This window comes from Desulfobaccales bacterium (genome assembly GCA_041648175.1).
Taxonomy (GTDB): Bacteria; Desulfobacterota; Desulfobaccia; order Desulfobaccales; family 0-14-0-80-60-11; genus 0-14-0-80-60-11.
On the sequence record JBAZPO010000018.1, the window covers coordinates 17,482 to 39,655 of the forward strand.

Here is a 22,174-nt window from a genome sequence, read left to right on the forward strand (position 1 = left end):
TCCGTCAAAGTTGGCAATTACACGTTATCCCGGCACTCCGGCGAAGTCAGATGCTCGAGCTTCTCCGTGAGTTTGGTATTTTCCGAATAATCCACCGGGCAAGCGATCACGGACACCGTGTCGTCAGTCAGCGCTTTTTTAAGCGTCGGCAACAATTCGGCGGCAGCTTGAATCAAGTAGCCCTTGGCCCCGAAACTCTCGGCATATTTTACAAAGTCCGGGTTGCCGAAGTCCACGTGGGAGGAGCGTTTAAGCCTCATTTCCATCTTCCATTTTATCAGGCCGTAGCTGCCGTCCACCCACACCAGGATGACGAAAGGAATCTTTTCCCGCAGCGCGGTTTCGATTTCCTGAGAGTTCATCAAAAAGCCGCCATCGCCCGTAACCGCCAGCACCCGGCGTCGGGGGCGGGCCAGCTTGACCCCCAAGGCGCCTGGCACGGCAAACCCCATGGTAGCCAGGCCGTTTGAAACCAGGCAGGTGTTGGGCTGATACGTGGGAAAAAGGCGAGCCATCCACATCTTGACCGCGCCGCTATCCACGAGGACGATGTCCTCCCGTCCCAGCGCGGCGCGGGTATCTGCCACCAGACGTTGGGGCTTCACCGGAAAAGACGCATCGTGCCGGCCGTGCTCTAATTCCTCGCGCAGCAGGCAGCGGATTTTAAGATCAACCGCGGCCAAGCCGGGCTTGGGTGAGACCTGCGCGCCCAGGGCGTTAAGCGCGGCGGGAATGTCCCCAACCACATCCGCCGTTACGTTGTAATAGGTATCCACCATGGCCGGAAAGCGATGCAGGTGAATGATCCGCTTGTCTCCCTGGGGATTAATCCAGGCCGGGGCGAATTCTTGCAGCTCATACCCGACGCTGACCACCACATCCGCCTGATCGAAGCCGAAGTTAACGTAATCGTGCACCATGAAACCCATGGTGCCGAGCGCATTCGGGTGGTCGTCGGGAAACACGCCTTTGCCATGGAAGGTCGTGGCCACCGGTATCTTGAGCTTTTCCGAGAAGTGAATCAGGGCCGCCTGGGCCTGGTGGCGCGCCGCCCCGTGTCCGGCCAGGATGATGGGAGCCTTGGCCGATTCCAGCACCTTGGCCGCCTGGGCGATTTGGTCCGGGGCCGGGGCATGGGCATGATCCGGATGCACGACCAGAGGCCGGATCTCCGGGGCGACGGGCATCACTTGGACATCCTGGGGGAGGGCCAGATAGGCCGCGCCGGGCCGCGCCGTCTGGGCGGTGTGAAAGGCGTTACGGATCATTTCGGGCGTAGCCTGCGGAGTGAAGAGCGTGTCGGCCCACTTGGTCACGGGCTTGAACATGCTCACCAGGTCAACCACTTGATGGGTCTCTTTGTAAATCCGGCCCAAGCCAACCTGGGCACTGATGGCCACCAGGGGCGCGCTGTCCGTCTGGGCGTCGGCGACCCCCAACAGGAGATTAATGGCTCCTGGGCCCAACGTGGCAAGACAAACCCCGGCTTTGCCGGTGACCCTGCCGTACATATCCGCCATGAAGGCCCCCGCCTGTTCCGAACGCACCAGGATAAAGCGAATGGACGTATCATTCAGGGCATCCACCAGGTGTATGATCTCCTCACCGGGGAGGCCGAAAATGAACTCCACTCCCTCGTTCTCCAGGCATCGTGCCATAAGCTGCGCTACGTTCATGGTTCTCGAATCCGCCACGCTGGGTTAAAGGCTGCATCTGATCCTTGATTACATAGTAAGTCCAGAGCCGGGCCTTAACAAGCAGAAGAACGCGGGTCTAGGAAAAATGGTTTTTCAGAAACAAATCAGGGCCGCAGGCGTCTGGACCTTTGAAAATAAAAGCCATATATTATCCACATGCCTGATAATTTCTCGTCAAACCTTAAGGGGGATACCATTGGTGGCTGATATCCTGCGATTTGTGGATAACCTGGGGCCGGCAAAAATCGTCCAGGTGTTTGAACCTTCCGTTGATTTGAAGGCTTTGCTGGTGCTGGACAACGTAGCTATGGGGCCGGCTATCGGCGGCATCCGCATGGCTGTCGACGTTTCCATCGAAGAGTGCTTCCGGCTGGCCCGGACCATGACCCTTAAGAACGCCATGGCCGGCCTGCCCCACGGCGGCGGCAAGGTCGTGGTCTACGCCGACCCGAAGATCCCCAAGCCTGATAAGGAACGCTTGATAAGGGCCCTGGCCTGCGCCTTGCGGGATGTCCAAGGCTACATCATGGGGCCGGACATGGGGACCGACGAAGAGTGCATGGCCTGGATTAAAGACGAAAAAGCCCAGGTTGCCGGGCTCCCGACCGAACTCGGCGGCATGCCGCTGGATGAAATCGGCGCCACAGCCTGGGGCATCAAACATGCCATTGAAGTGGCCTTGCCGCATTGCGGCTTCGGTCTGGAAAAGGCCCGGGTGGCCGTTCAGGGCTTCGGCGCGGTGGGCAAACACAGCGCCCGGTTTCTGGCCGCACAAAAAGCCGTCATTGTGGGCGTGGCGGACTCCCAGGGCTCAGTGTATGATCCGGAAGGCCTGGACGTGGACAAGTTGATCCGGCTTAAAGATGCCAGAAAAAGTGTAATTGATTATCCTGGGGGCGAAAAGTTCGACCGGGATGGCATCATCGACTTCGACTGCGATATCTGGATTCCGGCCGCCCGGCCGGACGTGGTCAACGAGGACAATGTCCAGCGCCTTAAGGCCAGGCTGGTGGTGGAGGGCGCCAACATCCCGTTCACCTATGGCGCGGAAAAATATCTCTACGAAAAGGGCGTCTTGGTCATTCCGGATTTTGTTGCCAACCCTGGCGGGGTGATCTGCTCGGCCATGGAATACCGGGGAGAAATCCTGGTAGAAAGTGAGGTCTTCAAGGTTATCGAAGATAAGGTGCGCCGCAACACCCATCTGATCGTTGAAGAATCCAGGACGAAAAAGCTCATGCCCCGGGATGCGGCCATGAATCTGGCCTTGGCGCGAGTAAAAAAAGCCATGTCCTTCAAACGCTGGTCGATTTATTAGCGGTAAAGGTTGGTAGCACAGGCTTTCCAGCCTGTGCCAGGTCACCCCGGAATGGGTGTCCTGGACATTTGCTGAGGAACATTTTCAGGACAGATATATCGCGATTCCCAAAAGGTCTTTCCCCTTATCCCCTCTCCCCTCGAGGGGAGAGGGCTAGGATGAGGGGTGAGTAAGAAACGCTTATGCTAACCAAAGTCATCATCATGGGCGCGGCGGGCCGGGATTTCCACAACTTCAACCTGTATTTCAGGGATAATCCGGACTACCGGGTTGTGGCCTTCACGGTCGCCCAAATTCCCCTGGTGCACGACCGCATCTATCCCCCGGAGCTGGCCGGGGCGCTCTACCCGGAAGGCATCCCGTTTTACCTTGAGGATGAGTTAGAAGGGTTGATCCGCTCTCACCGGGTCGATCTCGTCGTCTTTTCTTACAGTGACGTTCCCCATGTGGAGGTGATGCACAAGGCCTCTTTGGTGATGGCCGCAGGGGCCGATTTCCTGCTCCCCGGCGCGGCCAGGACCATGCTTCAGTCCGCCAAGCCGGTGATTGCAGTCTGCGCCGTCCGAACCGGTTCCGGCAAATCCCAGACGACCCGCAAAATCTGCGGCATCCTGCAAAGCCTGGGCAAAAAGACGGTCGTCGTGCGCCATCCCATGCCTTACGGCGACCTTAAGCGTGAAGTGGTGCAGCGCTTCGCCGGTTTCGAGGATTTTTCCCGGCATCAGTTAACCATTGAAGAACGGGAGGAATATGAGCCTCTGGTGGACCAGGGGCTGGTGGTCTATGCCGGCATCGACTACCAGCAGATCCTGGCCCAGGCGGAGCGCGAAGCTGACGTCATCGTCTGGGACGGCGGCAACAATGACACCCCGTTTTTTCAACCCGACATCCACGTGGTGGTCTTCGACCCCTTAAGGCCAGGGCATGAACTCTTGTATTTCCCCGGGGAGACCAATCTCCGGCTAGCCGATATCGCCATTATCAGCAAAGTGGATTTCGCTCCGGGCGGCAACATCACGGAAGTCCGCCGCAATATTCAAAGGGTGGCGCCCCGGGCCGACATTATCCTGGCCGGCTCCCCGGTGCTGGTCAACAACCCGGAGAAGATTCACGGGAAAACAGTGCTGGTGGTGGAGGACGGCCCCACCCTGACGCATGGCGGCATGGCCTTTGGCGCGGGGTTTGTCGCCGCGGAACAATACGGAGCGGCCGCCATCGTCGATCCCCGGCCCTTCGCGGTAGGAACCTTAACCGCGGTGTTTGAGCAGTATCCTCATATCGGCCCGGTCCTCCCGGCCATGGGTTACAGCGAGGCCCAGATCAAGGACCTGGCCGCCACCATCGCCAACACCCCTTGCGACCTGGTTCTCTTTTCCACCCCCATCCACCTCTGCCGCCTGCTCTCCTGCAACAAACCCACCCTCCGGGTCGGCTACGAATACGCCGACCACGGCGAACCCCGCCTGGAAGAGGTGCTGAAAAAAAGAATGGCCGCATGTGCGCGGTTTTAACCGGTGATTATTATTTACCAGATAACGGCAAGATCTTCGTTATACTTGGGTAAACTTTCTTTGACGTCCTCACAATCAGCTTATATCAGGGGGCGGCCCCTTCCCGCCCTCGTTCCCAAGTTGTACTTGGGAACGCCACTTTCCGCCCAAGCTCTGCTTGGGCACCACTGTAGGGGCGGGGTCTCCCCGCCCATGGTGACATAAGCTTCCAGCCTGTGTTCCTTTAACACCCCCATCCCCACCCGCAGGGGAAATATACAGATCATATCTGGCATTTTCACCGCGGTACTAATAACTGCCTAAAATGGCAAGGTATGTGGCACCGGCCTTTGCTTTTATTCGTTTCCATCACTCTCAGAACAAAGATCCAGGTAGGCTTTGGGAGCTTTTAACTCCAAACCTTTGGCATATGTAAAAACTAATCGATTATCCTGTTCGTCGAAGCTGATGCTACCTATGAGACATGATTCTGCTACATCAGGTTGGATCCGTTTTAAGCGTAAAAAGTTATTCATAGCCCATGCAAGGACTACTTTGTGAAGAGGGTAGTAATAGCTGCCGTATCCTTTCTTTTTTCCGATTTTCAGTCCCATAACGTTCAGACAGAACCCCAATATTCTTGAAGACTTATAGTTTGGAAATTTCTCCAACTTGAGTATTTCATCATATAACAGGCGGCGGAGTTTAAAGTGGATAACTTCCCATGCTTTTCCTTCCCCGGACAGCCCGAAAAATTGATCCCAAACAGTGTTGTGATGAATACCCCAGCATTTGTCTGGTGGGGCTGTAACTAACGCAGCAGAGAATATAATTTCAAACATAATATCAGCAATGTGGTCGTAAAAATCATTCTGCCACCGATCACCGCGTACCCTCAATCTAGTCGTGGGAAGTTGTTTTTGCTTGCCGATAAGATCTATCACCTCTTTGATGAAGTCAACGACAGCTCCGAGTCGCCTAATTACATCTGTAGAATAGTAATCCGAGGGAATGTCATTGAGTTTGTAAATATCACGGCAAGAATCCTTGATATGCCCCAAAGCGCGAAATAACGTAAAGGAGTGATGAGGCCAGTTTCCGCTTTCAAGGTAACCTTTTAGAGTAACCATCACGGCTCTACAATAAGCTTTAAGCTGTGATGCATCCCATGAGCATATTATCTCATAGTGTATATCAAAAGGTGATCCGAAATTGGAGCCAAGAGCTTCAACCAGCTGATAATTCCCGTACATGGCTTGACTAAAAGGCTTTAGGTAACCAATAAGCCCAGAACTGTATCCTTCGTCCTCATGATATAATATCGAGTCCTTGTTAATAATCGCTTCTGTAGAGATATTTTTGCTGAAGTGCCCAATAGGAAGCTCGAATTTTTTATGGGTTGTCATCTCTTCAAAAAATGCCATCGCTGTAATAGGTGATGAAGCAATTATATGCCTACATAGCTTTCTGTTGCCGATCAATAATAAAACCTCATAAGCATAATCTCCGACGCCAGGCTTATGTTTTACTCCCTCCTTCTTATCTTTGGTATCATTTCGCGACATAGCTGGAATTTGGTTAGAGAGTTTCACAAGAGGTTTTGCCGACCTTACCAACTCATCTGCAATAACAGGCAATTCACTGTCCGACCCCTTCAATATTGCTCTGTACAATTGGAGGGCAAATTCCCGGCAGTTTTTCTCGCAGAACATAGGAGGGTTGATGAAAGCATAGTATATCCACATCATGGCAAGAAGCAGAAAAATGAACCCAAACACTCCCTGCCATATTGATTGATCGCTAAGATAGGTTGGCATTGGCAAACCCTCTGCAAACCAGATATCCGTCAGTAACGTTCCAAATCCGATAACCCCTATGAGGATGAAGGTTAGACGAAAAAGAGGAATAGGCGCCACGGCAAGTCGGAACCGATATCGTATATCTGTAACCGTGTATACAATTACCAAGAGCGCCAGCGCCTGAACAAATGTGGCAAAGCCGAATATTGGCAATCCTAAGCCAGTTTGGGGTGTTACAAAACAAATTCCCAGAAAGTTATCTTCACATGCCATCACAGACTTCCAGTTGGCGGAGTTTTGCGAGGAATGATAACACAAATTTCGATAGTAAGATAATTTGCGTCTAATCTCCTGGCTTTAATCCTTCCCGGTCATGCGTCCCGTCTGTGCTGGCCCCTGGCTCTCTGCATTGCTAAGCTTGCCCTGGACTATTACTATCCTGACCGATTCTTGCGGGTCCGGTTAACCGTGCCCGCCTCATATCGCCACCCATGGAAAAACGCGGTTCCATCTGCACTCACCCCGACCTCCGGAAAAAAATCGCCCCTCCCGTTAAGGTCTTTTTCAGGCCGCCGATCCGCATCCTAAACCAGCCACATCCGATTTCCTGCGGGTATTCAGTGAGTTGCACACGCAAACGCTCCGCTTCGATCCGGCGCGCCTCCGCTCAGGATGCGGCGCGCGCTGCGTGCGAGATGCGGCGCGACCCTGCCCATCCGGTACGGCCCCTGGAAAAAAACGCTCAAAAAGGTCTAAAAAGGTCCAAAAAGTGGGTAAAAAAATGGCGGCAAAAATGCGGATGGTTCCAAATAAGGCGGCTTTAAGAAGGAAGAAGAGCGGAACAGATGCTTATTTCTTATGGGATAAGCTAACCCTTTCCTCCCGGGGCACCTCCGTGTCAATCCCTTTGATAAACCCGCGCAAAGCTTTGGGCTCCCGCAAGGGGATGAGTTCGATGCGATTCTCGTACTGGAGGACCTGAACCCGGGTGCCGGGCTGAATAGCCAAGGCTTCCCTCACTTCCCTGGGAATCACCACCTGAAATTTTGAAGAGACGGTGACTATTTTCATGATGATCTCCATCGATAATGGCTTTTAACTCGTTCCCAAGTTGCACTTGGGAACGAAAATGAGTGCCAAGCTTAGCTTGGCGGTAATAAAAGGCATTTCCCAAGCTCAGCTTGGGAACGAGGGAGAAAGCACAGGCGGGACGCCTGTGCCACCAGACGCTTGATGGCGCCTAAGATCCACCCTACGGGCCGCATCTGCCGCTCAGGCCCCTTTCCAGAATCACCAGAAAATCCTGGGCGTTGGTCAGTATGGACCGGGCGGCCAGGGAGCCGCGGTTGGCCAGTTTGTCCGCGGCGAATTCACTCATATCCACGGTGTAGAAATAGACTGGCCGCACCTGGCCATTCTCCAAGACCCGGTACATGGGAATCATGTTCCCCGCGGCAATGCTATGTAACTGGCTGGCCACCGCAATCACGGTGGTGGCGCGGCTGCTCAAGCCCCGCATGGCATCCTGGGCCTGCATGGCATCGGTGATAACCTCGGGGAGCGGCCCGTCGTCCCGGATGGAGCCGGCCAGGACGTAGGGAATCCGGCTCTGCCAGAGGGCGTGCATGACGCCGTCTAAGATCAACCCGGTTTCCATGGCTGCCGCGATGGAGCCCGCCCGGCGGATAAGAGTTATGGCGTCCAGGTGCTTATAATGCCCCAGGGGCGCCGGGCGCTTGGTATAAATCTCCTGCCCCAGGGCCGTCTGAAAGAGCGCGGCTTCCAGATCGTGCACCGCCAGGGCATTGCCGGCCAGAAGCCCGTGGACAAAACCCTTGTGGATCAGAGAGACCAGGGCGCTGCGGGAGTCCCGGTCAAAGACCGCGGCCGGACCCAAGACCCACAGAATGAAGCCATGCTCCCGTTCATAGGACAGCAATTCATAAAGCTGATCGTAATCGATGGAGAACGCGGTCTCCCGGGACGCATGGGTGCGAAAGGCGAATTTTTCCGCCACCGGCGCAGGTTGGGCAAAAGCCCCGGTGTGGACATAGATGCCATCCTCGCCATTTTCACCCCGGCCTATAGCCACCGGTTCTCCCGCCTTCAGGTGGCGAAATTCTTTTACCAGCAAGGAGGCATCCGGCGCCCGGACCACCACGCAATCCATCCGGGAGTTTTGCAGCAACACCCAGTGGCCCTTTTGTACCTGGTAGTACTCGGGGAAGATGGTGGTGGCGTGATAATTTTCCGGAGCCAGGCCGTTTGTGAGCACCGGGGCGAAGCGGGCCAACGGGGCATCTTGGAGAAGCGGCCGGCTGAAATCCGGAGGCTGATAGGCCGGAAGGCTGAATGCCATGGAGAGGACCTCCAGCAAAATTGATTCTTAACCCTGATGGGGCTAGTTTTAGGGTTCGCCCAGGCAGGCCAGCATCCGGTCCCAGAGCCGGTCTTTGCCCTCCAGATTAGGGGCGGAAAACCAGATAAAGTCAGCGGGGTCTACGCCGAAGGGCGTCAGAGCGCCGGCAGCAAGTTTCAACTGGCGACTGCGCTCCCCTTGCTTCAGCTTATCGGCCTTGGTCAGGACCGGGATCACCTTTCGCCCCTGTTCCAGCAAGAATTCCCACAGGAACAGTTCCTCGTCCCCAGGCTGGCGGCGCCCGTCCTGGAGAAACACCACCGCAGCCAAGGACTCACGTCCACCCAGGTAATCCAAGACCAGACGTCCCCAACCGGCCTTGAGCTCCTTCGACACCGCGGCATAGCCGAAGCCCGGCAGGTCCACAAAATACCAGCGCTGGTTGATAAGGAAAAAATTGAGAGCCCGGGTACAGCCGGGATGGGAACTGGTGCGCACCAGTTTTTTGCGCCCCAGCAGGGTGTTGATCAGGGTTGATTTCCCCACGTTGGAACGCCCCAAGAAGGCTACTTCAGGCAGCCCCGCCGGGGGACATTGATCGGCCCGGTGGGCGCTCAAGCTGTACTCGGCGCTCAGGATCTTGGGGCTAGTCATGGTCTGATCGAACGGCAGTCATTGAAAGATTCATGGTTTATTATAGCCGGGCTCCAACAAAAAATCCAAGGTCCGGGGCATTATCCGGCTCCGGACCCGCCCAGCGAGCCATGATTAGCCGCTGGGTCTCTTCGCCATAAAGGTTGACGGGTCGTGGGTCTCCGGGTTAAGGTTAAAAAATGGATGTGGAGGGAGGATGGTAGTCGTGGCCTGGGGCCTATGGTTCCAATTCTGGTTGGTGCTGCTCACCCTGTGGGCGGGAATGCTAATTATTGGCTGGTCATACATAGACCAAGACAGCCCCATGATCCATCGCGCCTGTCGGTGGTGGGGCCGGAACCTCCTCAATGTCGCCCACATCCCGGTCCAGGTGGAGGGCCTGGAACACCTGCAGCCCGGACAGGCCTATGTCTTCGCCGCCAATCACCGCTCCAACTTCGACATCTTTGCACTGATCTCGGTTTTGCCAGGCCGGTTTCTCTGGGTGGCCAAGAAATCGCTTTTCCACATCCCAGTGCTCGGCCAGGCCCTCTCCCGCATGGGCTCCATCTCTGTGGACCGGGAAAACCTGCGCTCCGCCGTTCAGAGTCTCGATCAGGCTACGGCCATTGTTAAGAGAGGCGTGTCCATGGTCATCTTTCCCGAAGGCACCCGATCCCTCTCCCGGGAACTCCTGCCCTTTAAAAAAGGGGTCTTCGTCATGGCCATGAAGGCGGGGCAGCCCATTGTGCCGGTGAGCATCAGCGGTACCCGCTTCATCCAGCCCCGGGACACCATCCGGATGAAACCGGGACCTATCAAGGTGGTCATATCCCCCCCCATCGCCCCGGGCACGTTCAGCCGTAAAGAAGAACTCATGGCTGCGGTGCGCCAGGCCATCGACGCCCACTACGACCCCGATTTTCCCCATGGTCCTGAAAACCGAACCTCCTAACTGGGTAGACCTGACCTTCCTGGGCGGCCTGGGGGAAATCGGCCTCAATATGATGACCCTGGAGACCGACAACTACCTGGTGGTGGTGGACGCCGGACTCATGTTCCCCGAAGACCAGATGCTGGGGATCGACATTGTCATCCCCGATTTTTCCTACCTGCGGGAGCGCCGGGACAAAATGGCGGCCATAGTCCTCACCCACGGCCACGAAGACCATATCGGCGCAATCCCCTTTTTGCTCAAAGAAATTCCGGTGCCGGTGTATGGCACCCCCTTCACTCTGGCCCTGGTCAAAGAAAAGCTGCGGGAACACGGCATTCTGGAAGACACCGAACTGCTGGAGATCACCCCCGGGGTCCCTCTGGTCCTGGGACCTTTTGAATTCGAGTTCATCCGGGTGTGCCACTCCATCGTGGACGGGGTGGGGTTGGCGGTGCGCACCCCCCAGGGCATCCTGGTCCATTCCGGCGATTTTAAGATCGACCAGACTCCGGTGACCGGCAGCGCCACTGACCTGAACCGTTTCGCCCACTACGGTGAAGAAGGCGTCCTGGCTTTGATGTCCGACTCCACCAATGCCGAACGCCCCGGTTACACTTTGAGCGAACGGGAAATCGGCACCACTCTGGAAGGGTTGATCCGGGAAGCGGCTGGCCGGGTCATAGTCGCTGTTTTTGCTTCCCATATCCACCGCCTCCAGCAGATCATAGACATTGCCGCCAAGTTCAAACGTCAGGTGCTGTTCAATGGCAAGTCCATGGTCCTCAACACCCGGCTGGCCAAGGAACTGGAGTTGCTTACGGTCCCCGGCGGTCTGGAGATTACCGTGGGGGAACTGGACCGTCTGGACCCGGCCCAAACCATCATCGTCACCACCGGCAGCCAGGGAGAGCCCTTGAGCGCCCTGGCCCGCATCGCGCTGGAGGCCCACAAGCAGATCCACATCCAGGCGGGCGATCTGGTAATCCTGTCCTCCAAGTTCATCCCCGGCAACGAACGGGCCATAACCACGGTGATCAACAACCTCTACCGCTTGGGGGCCGAGGTGGTGTACCAGGAGGTGGCGGACATTCACGCCTCCGGGCACGCTTCCCAGGAAGAGTTGAAACTCTTGTTGAACCTTACTCGGCCCCGGCACTTCATTCCCATTCACGGAGAGATGCGCCACCTCATCAAGCACACCCGGCTGGCCCGGGCCGTTGGAGTGTCTACGGACGGCATCCTCCTGGCCACTGATGGCGACCAGGTCCGTTTCGAGGGCCAGGGTGCGACCTTTCAAGAAAAAGTGGACACTGGCCGGGTCTTCGTGGACGGCAAAGGGGTGGGGGACGTCAGCCGCATCGTGCTCAGGGACCGCCGCCATCTGGCCGCGGACGGCCTGGTGATCGCCTATGCCGCGGTGGACCCCACGGCTGGAAAGATCGTCACCGAGCCGGACCTTATTACCCGGGGCTTCACCCTGGAAGAAGAGCAGGCGCCGCTTCTGGACCAGGCCCGCAAAATCTTCCAGGAGATTGTGGTCCGAGCCTTGTCTGAGCCCACCCAGGACTGGCTGGAAATCCAGACCCAGGTTAGTAAAGCCTTGCGGAAGCTCTTCTTCAAGCTCCTGGAACGCCGCCCCATGATCCTGCCGCTGATTTTAACGCTGTGAAAAAACAGCTTTCAGGTTTCAGCTTCCAGCTTTCAGCCAAAGCAGATTTGGAGCCCTTGCCTTTTCTGCAAGGCTTGGTATCATAGAATTGTTATGAAAAGGGCCGTCACCGCTCGCTACCTGATGTTAGTCGTTATTGCCTGGGCGGTGCTTTTTCTGCCGTTAGGAAATCTTGCCGCGGTGGCGGCCCTTCCGGTGGGCTGTCCCCATTGTCATGGGGCCGGCGTTGGCATTGTCTCCGGCCAGTGTTGTTGCCCATCCGGGATGCCCGGTTCGTGCGGGGGCTGCGGCCATGATGGCATATCTCTGTGCCGTTGCAATTCCGGCAGTCCGGCCTTCATCGCCACGCCTGCTTGCGCCATGCCCACCTGGCATGTTTCCCCTTATGTACATCCCCTAGTAAGCGTTGCCTCGAAATTATTTCCCCTCAACATTTTCCATCCTCCCGAGCTCCATTACTTCTCTACTTTAATCTGATTTAAATTTAGCGGTTCCCTCATCGAGAGTATTGGAGGTCATGACGTGCCTTGATTCCAGGAAGCGAACTCTTAATCGCTCCTGAGGACCACGCCGGGCAAGGTTTTTTTTGCGCCCTTACAGGGGAATTGAGAACGATGCTCCAGGGGCCTCCGAATACTTGGCTCGGTGGGGAAAATTCTCAAGGCGCCTATAAAAACTTGTATACATCTTAAGGTCATGCTTATAATTCCCAATAATCTAAAAGAAGGCAGAAGGGGAGATGGCTAAACCGCGGCGACTTTTCCCAAGCGCACTCTTTTTGGTCCTGTGTCTTACCGGGACTTTTAGTCTGTCCACGCCATTGCGGGCCCAAAGCAACCTGCCGCCGGACCTGCAAAACCTCATCAATGAGGCCCTCAAATCCAATGCGGAAGTGAAGCAAATGGCCTCGTTAGCTGGGGCCGCTAAGGAAACCATCAAACCCGCCGGAGCCCTGGAAGACCCCACGGTGTCTTTCGGTATGAACAATATTCCCACCGACACCTTTGCTCTGAACCAGGACCCCATGACCCAGAAAATGCTGGAACTGTCCCAGAAGTTCCCTTTTCCCGGGAAGCGCCGCCTCCGTTCCGAAGTGGCGGCGGAGCAGGCCAAATCGGAATTACTGGCATATCGAGACAAATCTAACGAGATCAGGGCCAAAGTGGTGGTGAGTTATTGGAACCTGGCTTTGGCCTATGCCGGATTCGATATTGTCCAAAAGAACAAGCAAATCTGGGAGCAGGTGGTCCAGGTGACCGAGACCCGCTATAAAGTGGGCCAGGGAATGCAGGCCGATGTGCTCCAGGCCCAGGTTGAACTGGGAAACTATCTCGATCGCCTGCTTCAATACAAGCAGCGTCAGGAATCCTCACAGGCGGACCTGAACGCCCTGCGTTCCCAGCCACCCCAAACTCCGGTGGGGCGTCCCCAACCCCTCAGGCCCCGACCATTTGCCCTTAAACTGGATGACCTGTTCACCCAGGCCGAGGCCCGTCCTCAACTTCAGGCCCTCAAAGCCTTGGTGGCCAAGCAGCAGAAAGCGGTGGACCTGGCTAAGAAGGAGTATTTTCCCGATGCCACCATTTCCCTGGGATACGCTTTCCGGGAAACCCTGGGTCCGCCGGTGAATCTGAAACAGGCCGACATGTTTGCCGGCGGCGTGATGTTTAATCTGCCCGTCTGGCAAGGCTCCAAGATCAAGCCTAAAATCCGGGAGGAGCAGCAACGCCAGACCGCAGCCAAGGAAGCCGTGGAAAATACCTGGAATCAGGTGGCTGCCGCCATTAAGGACCGCTATGCCAAGTTAATGCGCCTGGCGCAGCAAATCACTCTCTATAATCAGGGGATTATTCCCCAGGCCAGGCAAGCGGCGGAGGCTTCCCTGGCGTCCTACCAGGTGGGGAGTCTGGGGTTCACGCAGCTCTATCAGAACCAAATCGCCGCCTATAACGCTGAGCTGACGATGCAGGAATACCTGAAAGATTTTGAAGAAAACTGGGCGGAAATGGAATGGCTGGCGGGTGTCGAACTGCCCCGGCCACCGGGAGGAAAAAAATGACGCCTGCTGCCCGAGGCAAAGGCTGGTGGGGCCTGGTGGTGGTCCTGATCCTGGGAATTCTAGGGGTGCTGTATCTTTCCGGGGTCCTGCCCCTGCCTTACGGCAAAGAGAAACCCAACCCCCTCTGCTATGTCTCTCCCAAGAACCCCAATTATATTAAGGAAGCGCCGGGCAAAGACCCTGAGGGCCATGAACTGGTGCCGGTTTACCCCACCGGCACCCCTGGCCAGCCGCCGCCTCCGGCGGTGACGCCCAAGGCCGGGGTCCCGGCTCCTGGGGCTCCAGCCGAGGCCCCCAAGAAAGAACGCAAAATCAAGTATTGGGTCTCCCCCATGGACCCCGGCTACGTCCGGGACAAACCCGGCAAAGCACCCTGCGGCATGGACATGGTGCCGGTCTATGAGGAGGGAGGGGAAGAAGGCCCGGGCACCATCAAGATATCCCCCACCACCATCCAGTCCATGGGGGTCAGGACCGCCAAGGTGGAGGTGCGGCCTCTATCCCGGCTTACCCTGGCCGTGGGGCTGGTGAATTTTAACGAACGCAACCTTGCCACCATTACCACCAAAGTAAATGGTTGGGTGGACCGCCTCTACGTCAACGCCACTGGCGACCCGGTGCGCAAAGGGCAGGCGCTGTTGAGCATCTATAGTCCCGACCTGGTCTCCAGCCAGGAAGAATATCTGTTGGCTCTACGTAATCTCAAGGCCATGAAATCTAGTCCGGTGAAGGAGTTGGCCGAAGGAGCCCGCCGCCTGGCCGAGGCCTCCCGCCGCCGCCTGGAGTATTTTGACATCGGCGCGGGTCAGATTAACACTCTGGAACATACCGGCCAGGTTAAGAAAAATCTGACGTTGGCCTCCCCGGCCAACGGCATTGTCACCAAACGCCTGGTGACCCAGGGCATGTATGTCCAGGCCGGCATGCCATTACTGGAAGTCGCCGATCTATCTACGGTTTGGGTGGATGCGGATATCTACCAGTATGAACTGCCCTGGATAAAGGTGGGACAGCCGGTTACCATGAGCCTGGATTATTTGCCCGGCGAGACCTTCCAGGGCAAGATTGATTACCTCTACCCCTACCTCAAGGAAGCCACCCGCACGGCCCGGGTGCGCCTGCGCTTCTCCAACCCCCAGCTCAAGCTCAAGCCCGAGATGTTCGCCCAGGTGAAGATCGAATCCCCGGTGACTCATAATGCCGTGGTGGTGCCCGCGGATGCGGTAATCGATACTGGTCTGAAGCAGTACGTGTTCATCGCCCTGGGTCAGGGCCGCTTCGAGCCCCGGGAAGTCAAGTTAGGGGTGCTGGGCAATGACGGCCTGCAAGAGGTGCTCTCCGGCCTCAAGGGCGGCGAAGATGTGGTCACCTCGGCGCAATTCATGCTGGACTCCGAATCCCGCTTCCGGGAGGCGGTGCAACTGATGATGCCGGGCATGGACATGGGCGGCAAAAAAGAGGAAAAGCCCCAGCCCGGGCCAGGGATGAAGATGGAAGGGACACCTCCGGCCGCACCTGCGCCGTCACCTATGCCTCCTGGGCATAAACATTAAGTGGGCTCGGATAAACCATGATTGCCCGAATCATCGAAGCTTGCGTTCGCAACCGTGTCCTGATCCTGCTCATTTGGATCTTGATCACTGCCTGGGGCATCTACGCCACCTTTAAGCTACCGGTGGATGCCATCCCCGACCTCTCGGACACCCAGGTGATCATCTCCACTAACTATCCCGGCCAAGCCCCTATGGTCGTGGAAGACCAGGTGACCTATCCCCTCACCACCGCCATGCTGGCCGTGCCCAAGGCCAAGGCGGTGCGGGGCTACTCCATGTTCGGCGTGTCCCTGGTCTATATCATTTTCGAGGACGGCACCGACATCTACTGGGCCCGGACCAGGGTGCTGGAATACCTGAATTTTATCCGGGGCAAACTCCCCGCCGGAGTGAACCCGGCTTTAGGTCCCGATGCCACCGGTGTGGGCTGGGTCTATGAGTATGTGGTGGAAGACCCCACCGGCAAACATGACCTGGCCCAACTGCGCAGCATCCAGGATTGGTACTTGCGCTACCAATTGCAAACCGTGCCCGGTGTGGCCGAAGTCGCCAGTCTCGGCGGGTTCGTCAAACAGTACCAGGTGGTGGTGGACCCCAACAAACTGGCCTCCTATAATCTCCCCCTCTCCAAAATCAAGCAAGCCATTCAGATGTCCAACCAGGATGTGGGCGGTGGGATCTACGAGCGGGCCGAGACCGAATTTATGGTCCGGGGCCTGGGTTACATCAAGGACCTGGCGGATGTCCAAAACATTGTGGTGGGCACCGACGGCAAGGGGACCCCCATTCTCATCAAAGACGTGGCCCTGGTCCGGTTGGGCCCGGAGATGCGCCGGGGTCTGGCGGAAGCCAACGGTGAGGGGGAAGCGGTGGGAGGCATCGTGGTGATGCGCTTTGGGCAAAATGCCCGGGACGTCATCCAGGGGGTCAAGGACAAGCTGGAAGAACTCAAAATGGGCCTCCCTCCCGGAGTCCGCATCGTCAGCGCCTATGACCGGGCCGGCCTCATCGATCGCGCCATCGACACCCTGAAAGAGGCCATATATGAAGAAATCGCCATTGTGGCGTTAATCACCATACTCTTCCTGCTGCACCTGCGAAGCGCCTTTGTAGCCATCATCAGCCTGCCCCTGGGGGTGTTGATCTCCTTTATCCTGCAATACCAATTCAATATTACCGCCAATATTTTGAGCCTGGCGGGCATCGCCATCGCTATCGGCGACATGGTGGACGCCTCCGTGGTCATGGTGGAGGACGCGCACAAGAAGATCGAGCATGCCCCGCCAGGCACGCCCCGGGAACCTCTGATCCTGGACGCCGCCAAAGAGGTTGGGCCTTCCCTGTTCTTCGCTCTCCTGATCATCACCGTATCTTTTTTGCCGATATTCGCGCTGGAGGGGGAAAGCGGCCGGCTATTTAAGCCCCTGGCCTTTACCAAGACCTTTGCCATGGGCGGGGCCTCCATCCTGGCCATCACCCTGATCCCCATTTTAATGGTTTATTTCATCAGGGGAAAAATCCGCCCGGAGTCCGCCAATCCCCTGTCTCGGATGACTATGGCCATCTACCAACCGGTCTTGCGAGGCATTTTACGGGTGCCTCTCCTGGCCATCTTCGTGGCCGTAGTCCTGATAATCATTACCCTTTATCCCCTATCCAGGCTGGGCTCCGAGTTTATGCCACCGTTGGATGAAGGCGACCTGCTCTACATGCCCACCACCATGCCGGGCATCTCCATCACCGAAGCGAAAAACATCCTACAGCAGACGGACCGGATCATCCGCACCTTCCCGGAAGTGGACTATGTTTTCGGCAAGGCGGGTCGGGCCGAAACCGCCACCGACCCGGCGCCTTTGAGCATGATTGAAACCACCATCCGCCTCAAGGACCGGAAACACTGGCGTCCGGGCCTGACTACGGAGGGCCTCATCCAGGAACTTGACACTGCGGTAAAATTTCCCGGCCTGGCCAACTCCTGGGGCTACCCCATCAAAATTCGCATCGATATGCTTTCCACCGGCATCAAGACCCCGGTGGGCATCAAGTTATTGGGTAATGATCTGAACGTCCTGAGCCGGTTGGGAACGGAAGTCGAGGGCATCTTAAAGGGTGTGCCGGGAACCGCTAGCGTCTTTGCGGAACGCACGGTGGGAGGCTATTACCTGGACTTTGACATCAAACGTCAAGATGCGGCCCGGTATGGACTTACCGTGGGAGATATTCAAGAAGTCATTGCCACGGCCATGGGGGGAGAAAATATTAGCCAGACGGTGGAGGGGCTGGAACGCTACCCGGTAAGTCTGCGGTACTTTCAGGATTTTCGCAGCAACCTGCCGGCTCTGAAACGGATCCTGATCCCCACCCCCAAGGGGCCACCCATCCCCATGGAGCAGGTGGCCGACATTAAACTCCACCAGGGACCGGACATGGTGAAAAGCGAAGGCGCCCGGCGTACCGCTTCCATCTTTGTAGATATTCGGGATATTGACCTGGGCACCTATATCAAAAAGGCCAAGGAGGCCATCCAGGCCCACTTGAAAATCCCCCCGGGCTACAACCTTATCTGGAGCGGCCAGTTTGAGTACATGGAACGGGCCCGGGAGCGGCTCCAGTTGGTGGTGCCCATTACTCTGGTGCTGGTTATCATGCTCCTCTACCTGAGCACCCAATCCCTGGTGAAGGTGGGCATCATCCTGCTAGCTATACCCTTCTCACTCATCGGGGCTATCTGGCTGCTCTATCTGCTGGACTACAATCTGAGCGTCGGAGTGATCGTGGGCATCATCGCCCTTGCAGGTCTGGATGCGGAAACCGGGGCCATTATGCTGTTATACCTTGATATTTCCCACGATGAACGCAAGGCTCAGGGAAAACTCAACACTTATGAAGACCTGAAAGATGCGGTAATGCACGGTGCGGTTCAACGGTTGCGCCCCAAACTCATGACGATTTTGGCTAACATTTTTGGCCTGCTCCCGGTCATGTGGGCTACGGGCACCGGCGCCGAAGTGGCCAAGCGCATCGCCGCCCCCATGGTAGGTGGAGTGACGACCTCCTTCCTCCTGGAACTTCTCATCTACCCAGCCATCTATCTGCTATGGAAGTGGCATTTTGAGGTGAAGAAACAGAAGGTTGCTAAACCATGAGCAGCCATCAAACCCCTTGACTGGGATTTCCTTGTTCTTATCTTTAAGGCACACCTTGTAAAGGGAGGGAAAGCTATGCGGTCAAAAGTTATCATCTTAACCTTGGCCCTGCTTATGGCTCCCGGAATTTCTTCCGCTGAACACCCCGGCAGGGGTCACATGATGGGCGGAAAAGGCATGAGTCAGTGCGCCATGGGAAACATGGACATGATGAACCAGATGACGAATGAGATGCATCAGATGATGGGCCAGGGTCATATGACCCCTGTACATCAAAAGCAGATGCAGGGCATGATGGACCAGATGGATCAGATGAAGCAGCAGATGGCCGGCCCCCAGAATCCTCAGATGGAACAACAGCAGCGTCAACAACTTCAGCAGATGCAGCGTCGGCTTAATACCATAAAGCAACAGTGGGAACATCAGCATTAATTTAGGGTCCATGTCCCAGGACCTCTTATTTAGTCATAGGTGCCTATGGGTTACCCGCGGCTAATATGGTTCACTCTGGGAGGGATAGTCGTGGGCTACCTGCTTATGCACCCCTTCGCCATGCTGGCCTATGTCTTGGGTCCCCAGCATCCTCAGACCGCCATGGACTTCCACCTGTGGGGTCGACAGGTGCACCTGGCTTTCAGCTTCGAAATGCTGGTCATGGGCGGGGCTTTTACCATTATGGGAGGAATCTCCGGTTTTTGCCTGGGGGCCTGGTCCCTCCAGAAAGAGCGGTGGATGGCAGAGAAGTTGGAGTCCCAGCAACGCCTGGTCGCTCTTAGAACTATGGAAGAATTGATGGTGACTCTGGCCCACTATATCCGCAACTCCAATATGGTGATCGGGGGATTCAGTGCCCATCTCCTGAAGCACATTTCCGATGTCGATTTTGCCCAACAACTGCAAATGATCCAGCAAGCTTCCCGGGAAATCGAAGCGGTGGTCAATTCTCTGCAAAACCTAACGGAATTCAGCACCGTCCAATATGCCACCGAAGGGCAGGCCAGAATGATCGACCTGAAAAAAGAACTGGAGGTTCATTTATCCGGAAAGGCGACCAAAGAGCAACATGGAACCTGAAGAAATCAAGCCGGTAGTCTTAGAGGCCCAGACCCGCAGAGAAAGAACCTGGTTCTATCCCTGGATAGGCGTACTATTCGGGGCGGCTCTCGGCATCTTTATCGGCCATCCGCTCTCTATGCTGGTGCATGACTTTTACAACTTCATCAATTCAGGCACCCCTTTAGATGTGAGTGGAGCCCTCTTTCACAGCTTTCAATGGCATATGTGGCCCATGATGTTGATCTTCGGCGGGTTTGGTGGTCTGGTTTGGGGTTTTATCGGCTTCATTTTGCAGCGTCTCAAAGAAAGTCGCTTACGCCTGGATAACTTCCACCAGGAGTTCGAACTTCAGGTTGCCACGTTAAGGCATCACTACAAAAACCTGGCCATAGGCATTCACGGCTTTTCCGGCCGCATCAAACGGAAATTGGCGAACCTGGATGATACCTATCGCCAGTGCTTTACTGAGGGCAAATGTCCTACATACGGGGACTTTCATAAAGAATATGAATTGCTGGAACATAACGTTAATATTCTTGAGGAGGCCGCCCAACGCCTGACCCACACCTTGGGACAAGAACTTCTCTTCTTAAAGGCTCTGACTTCAAGCGCTTTGCCCTCGATTCCCAGAGATTTTTATCCCCTCCTGGTTCATTGCGTTGACGACCTCTTAGGACTGCGCTTCCGAGAAAAGGATATTCAGGTCGAAATCAATGGTCAGTCCTTGGAAAATTGCCGGGAAACGCTGATTTTTCCGTTCGAACCCCCACACCATGGAGGTTATCTTGCAGAATGTCCTGGCCAACGCCATGAGATATGGCGACCACATTCAGATAGGGGTGGCGGACTCGGGTGACCACTTGCGAGTTGAGTTCCGGGACAATGGTCCTGGCTTGGATGTTCAGGAGCTTAAACGCCATCTCACAATTTCCGGGGAGCGACGGGAGGCCGAGAGCACCCACCTGGGTCTGAGGGTCAGCATCCACTTGCTGACGAAAATCGGTGGAAGTCTGGCAGCCTGGAGCCATCCAGGGGCAGGCGCCATTTTTATCGTTGACTTTCCTAAGCATCCTTCAAGAGTTCCTTGATTTATAATATATCACGTTGAGGAGTTGGAAAACCCGGCCAGCCGGAAAACACGTCAAGCAATTTCCCAGGAATGACGCTCACCCGATAGGGGCGGAGGCTTGAATCCAAAAAGGAGGCAATAATCTTGATTAAAATCATGGTGTTACTATCGGTAGTAATCTCGTTGGCCCTGGTGTGCCCGGTGTTGGCCCAGCCCGGCTCTGGCGGCGGCATGGGCATGGGAGGCGGAATGGGTCCCCGGCTGTACAACCCGCAGACCGTCACTACGGTTAAGGGCGCGGTGGAGAAGCTGGAAGAGCTCAACATGGGGCGCGCCGGTGGCATGGGCATGAAGTTTCGCGAACTGCTCCTGAAGACGGATAAAGGGAGCCTCATGGTGCATTTGGGGCCCACCTGGTATCTGGACCAGCAAAAGTTCGCGGTGAAAGTGGGAGACACGCTGGAGGTCACCGGTTCCCAAGTAACCTTAAATAATCAGCCGGCCATCATCGCCCGGGAGGTTAAAGCCAATGGACAAACCATAAAACTCCGGGACGACCAGGGGCTACCGGCCTGGCGCGGTATGGGTGGCGGCGGTATGGGCCAAGGGGGTGGCCAGGGTCCTTCCGGCGGTCAGAGGAAAGGTCCTGCGGGAATGTGATTTTTTAGGTCGCCTCCGGCTCAAGCAAAAGGGGGAATGGGCGGCGGCACAATTGCAGCATGAGCCCAAAGAGGGCCGGAGCTTCGGCCCTCTACCCCCTTCCCCGAACTGACCTCGGGTGGGCCATGCAGTTTTGCCGGGCATAGTGCTCAGGCTGCAGGATCGTCTGTGCTGCTGCCGGGAAACAGGGTTGTGAACCCATAATCCTCTAAGAGGGAGGACAGATACGTGCCCCCTCGCCTGACGGTCGCAATCGCCGCCAAGAGCTCTTTATCCAGTTCGTCTTTCAGGAGATAGCCCTCGGCCCCTGCCAACCTGGCCTGGTCCACATATTCCCGGCGGTTGTGCAGGGTCAGGAGCAGCACCTTGATTCCGGGGTGCCTCGCCTTGATCATTCGGGTCGCTTCGATGCCACCCAGACACGGCATGGAGATATCCAGGATAACCATTTGGGGTTGCATGGTCTTCAGGGCATCTAAAAGTTCCAGCCCGTCCTGGAACTCCCCTACCACCTTTAAGTCGGATTGTTCTCCAATGATTCTTCGGACTCCTTGCCGAACCAGTGCATGGTCATCCACCAGCAGAATTTCATAGAAAAATGGCGTTATCGCATCCATAATGGTGCCCTTGATAGCTAATCTCCATAAATTCGATTTCACATTCCCATCCGGAGATATGCAAGGTCAGAGGCCACATTTCTCAGTTAAGCATTGACGGGAATATATCAAG

General features: G+C 56.1%; 18 protein-coding genes. 12 read left to right on the forward strand and 6 right to left on the reverse strand.

Going from position 1 to position 22,174, the window contains the following annotated elements:
- Window positions 1–17 precede the first annotated feature (17 nt).
- On the reverse strand, window positions 18–1,676 hold the full coding sequence (locus WC600_15170) for an acetolactate synthase large subunit (GenBank protein MFA4904071.1): 1,659 nt from the start codon (window positions 1,674–1,676) through the stop codon (window positions 18–20).
- A 220-nt stretch (window positions 1,677–1,896) separates the two neighbouring features.
- Here WC600_15170 and WC600_15175 point away from each other — a divergent pair, with 220 nt between their 5' ends.
- Together WC600_15175 and WC600_15180 are read left to right on the forward strand one after the other, a co-directional pair.
- Window positions 1,897–3,015, forward strand: a complete 1,119-nt coding sequence (locus WC600_15175) for a Glu/Leu/Phe/Val dehydrogenase (GenBank protein ID MFA4904072.1) — start codon at window positions 1,897–1,899, stop codon at window positions 3,013–3,015.
- A 182-nt stretch (window positions 3,016–3,197) separates the two neighbouring features.
- Window positions 3,198–4,526, forward strand: a complete 1,329-nt coding sequence (locus WC600_15180; GenBank protein ID MFA4904073.1) for a cyclic 2,3-diphosphoglycerate synthase — start codon at window positions 3,198–3,200, stop codon at window positions 4,524–4,526.
- Window positions 4,527–4,861: 335 nt separating this feature from the next.
- Here WC600_15180 and WC600_15185 read toward each other — a convergent pair whose 3' ends face one another.
- The 4 genes from WC600_15185 to yihA form a co-directional block, all read right to left on the reverse strand.
- Complete coding sequence (locus WC600_15185) at window positions 4,862–6,577, reverse strand: hypothetical protein (GenBank protein ID MFA4904074.1); 1,716 nt, start codon at window positions 6,575–6,577, stop codon at window positions 4,862–4,864.
- A 576-nt stretch (window positions 6,578–7,153) separates the two neighbouring features.
- Window positions 7,154–7,375: an AbrB/MazE/SpoVT family DNA-binding domain-containing protein gene (locus WC600_15190; GenBank protein ID MFA4904075.1), complete on the reverse strand. Its 222-nt coding sequence runs from the start codon at window positions 7,373–7,375 to the stop codon at window positions 7,154–7,156.
- Window positions 7,376–7,556: 181 nt separating this feature from the next.
- Window positions 7,557–8,663, reverse strand: coding sequence for a hypothetical protein (locus WC600_15195; protein ID MFA4904076.1), 1,107 nt, complete (start codon window positions 8,661–8,663; stop codon window positions 7,557–7,559).
- 48 nt (window positions 8,664–8,711) lie between these two features.
- On the reverse strand, window positions 8,712–9,317 hold the full coding sequence (gene yihA, locus WC600_15200; protein ID MFA4904077.1) for a ribosome biogenesis GTP-binding protein YihA/YsxC: 606 nt from the start codon (window positions 9,315–9,317) through the stop codon (window positions 8,712–8,714).
- Between the two features lie 196 nt (window positions 9,318–9,513).
- On the opposite strand from yihA, the gene WC600_15205 reads away from it, so the two are divergent.
- The 10 genes from WC600_15205 to WC600_15250 all read left to right on the forward strand — a co-directional run bounded on the left by WC600_15205 (window position 9,514) and on the right by WC600_15250 (window position 21,445).
- The gene (locus tag WC600_15205; protein MFA4904078.1) at window positions 9,514–10,251 is read left to right on the forward strand and encodes a lysophospholipid acyltransferase family protein; all 738 of its coding nucleotides are present in this window, start codon (window positions 9,514–9,516) and stop codon (window positions 10,249–10,251) included.
- Window positions 10,226–11,902, forward strand: coding sequence for a ribonuclease J (locus tag WC600_15210; GenBank protein MFA4904079.1), 1,677 nt, complete (start codon window positions 10,226–10,228; stop codon window positions 11,900–11,902). The genes WC600_15205 and WC600_15210 overlap by 26 nt, the downstream gene beginning before the upstream one ends.
- Before the next feature lie 93 nt (window positions 11,903–11,995).
- Entirely contained in the window at window positions 11,996–12,379 is a 384-nt protein-coding gene (locus tag WC600_15215; GenBank protein ID MFA4904080.1) for a hypothetical protein, read from the forward strand.
- A 262-nt stretch (window positions 12,380–12,641) separates the two neighbouring features.
- Window positions 12,642–13,961, forward strand: coding sequence for a TolC family protein (locus WC600_15220; GenBank protein MFA4904081.1), 1,320 nt, complete (start codon window positions 12,642–12,644; stop codon window positions 13,959–13,961).
- Window positions 13,958–15,514 carry an efflux RND transporter periplasmic adaptor subunit gene (locus tag WC600_15225; protein ID MFA4904082.1) on the forward strand — a complete coding sequence of 519 codons (1,557 nt, stop codon included), beginning with the start codon at window positions 13,958–13,960 and terminating at the stop codon, window positions 15,512–15,514. The genes WC600_15220 and WC600_15225 overlap by 4 nt, the downstream gene beginning before the upstream one ends.
- 17 nt (window positions 15,515–15,531) lie before the next feature.
- Complete coding sequence (locus WC600_15230) at window positions 15,532–18,660, forward strand: CusA/CzcA family heavy metal efflux RND transporter (GenBank protein ID MFA4904083.1); 3,129 nt, start codon at window positions 15,532–15,534, stop codon at window positions 18,658–18,660.
- Window positions 18,661–18,735: 75 nt separating this feature from the next.
- On the forward strand, window positions 18,736–19,092 hold the full coding sequence (locus WC600_15235) for a hypothetical protein (GenBank protein MFA4904084.1): 357 nt from the start codon (window positions 18,736–18,738) through the stop codon (window positions 19,090–19,092).
- A gap of 90 nt (window positions 19,093–19,182) precedes the next feature.
- Complete coding sequence (locus WC600_15240) at window positions 19,183–19,734, forward strand: hypothetical protein (protein MFA4904085.1); 552 nt, start codon at window positions 19,183–19,185, stop codon at window positions 19,732–19,734.
- A complete protein-coding gene (locus WC600_15245; protein ID MFA4904086.1) occupies window positions 19,724–20,572 on the forward strand; it encodes a hypothetical protein in 849 nt (282 codons plus the stop codon). Before WC600_15240 ends, WC600_15245 begins: the two co-directional genes overlap by 11 nt.
- A 357-nt stretch (window positions 20,573–20,929) precedes the next feature.
- Window positions 20,930–21,445, forward strand: coding sequence for a hypothetical protein (locus WC600_15250; protein MFA4904087.1), 516 nt, complete (start codon window positions 20,930–20,932; stop codon window positions 21,443–21,445).
- Window positions 21,446–21,594: 149 nt separating this feature from the next.
- Here WC600_15250 and WC600_15255 read toward each other — a convergent pair whose 3' ends face one another.
- Window positions 21,595–22,104, reverse strand: coding sequence for a response regulator transcription factor (locus WC600_15255; GenBank protein ID MFA4904088.1), 510 nt, complete (start codon window positions 22,102–22,104; stop codon window positions 21,595–21,597).
- Between the last annotated feature and the right edge of the window lie 70 nt (window positions 22,105–22,174).

What these genes read in the sequence shown, in the direction of transcription:
- WC600_15180 (MFA4904073.1), top strand. Translation starts at nt 3,198, where the DNA reads ATGCTAACCAAAGTCATCATCATGGGCGCGGCGGGCCGGGATTTCCAC.
- WC600_15235 (MFA4904084.1), top strand. Translation starts at nt 18,736, where the DNA reads ATGCGGTCAAAAGTTATCATCTTAACCTTGGCCCTGCTTATGGCTCCC.
- yihA (MFA4904077.1), bottom strand. Translation starts at nt 9,317, where the DNA reads ATGACTAGCCCCAAGATCCTGAGCGCCGAGTACAGCTTGAGCGCCCAC.
- WC600_15220 (MFA4904081.1), top strand. Translation starts at nt 12,642, where the DNA reads ATGGCTAAACCGCGGCGACTTTTCCCAAGCGCACTCTTTTTGGTCCTG.
- WC600_15215 (MFA4904080.1), top strand. Translation starts at nt 11,996, where the DNA reads ATGAAAAGGGCCGTCACCGCTCGCTACCTGATGTTAGTCGTTATTGCC.
- WC600_15210 (MFA4904079.1), top strand. Translation starts at nt 10,226, where the DNA reads ATGGTCCTGAAAACCGAACCTCCTAACTGGGTAGACCTGACCTTCCTG.
- WC600_15195 (MFA4904076.1), bottom strand. Translation starts at nt 8,663, where the DNA reads ATGGCATTCAGCCTTCCGGCCTATCAGCCTCCGGATTTCAGCCGGCCG.
- WC600_15185 (MFA4904074.1), bottom strand. Translation starts at nt 6,577, where the DNA reads ATGGCATGTGAAGATAACTTTCTGGGAATTTGTTTTGTAACACCCCAA.
- WC600_15170 (MFA4904071.1), bottom strand. Translation starts at nt 1,676, where the DNA reads ATGAACGTAGCGCAGCTTATGGCACGATGCCTGGAGAACGAGGGAGTG.
- WC600_15190 (MFA4904075.1), bottom strand. Translation starts at nt 7,375, where the DNA reads ATGAAAATAGTCACCGTCTCTTCAAAATTTCAGGTGGTGATTCCCAGG.
- WC600_15205 (MFA4904078.1), top strand. Translation starts at nt 9,514, where the DNA reads ATGGTAGTCGTGGCCTGGGGCCTATGGTTCCAATTCTGGTTGGTGCTG.
- WC600_15230 (MFA4904083.1), top strand. Translation starts at nt 15,532, where the DNA reads ATGATTGCCCGAATCATCGAAGCTTGCGTTCGCAACCGTGTCCTGATC.
- WC600_15225 (MFA4904082.1), top strand. Translation starts at nt 13,958, where the DNA reads ATGACGCCTGCTGCCCGAGGCAAAGGCTGGTGGGGCCTGGTGGTGGTC.
- WC600_15245 (MFA4904086.1), top strand. Translation starts at nt 19,724, where the DNA reads ATGGAACCTGAAGAAATCAAGCCGGTAGTCTTAGAGGCCCAGACCCGC.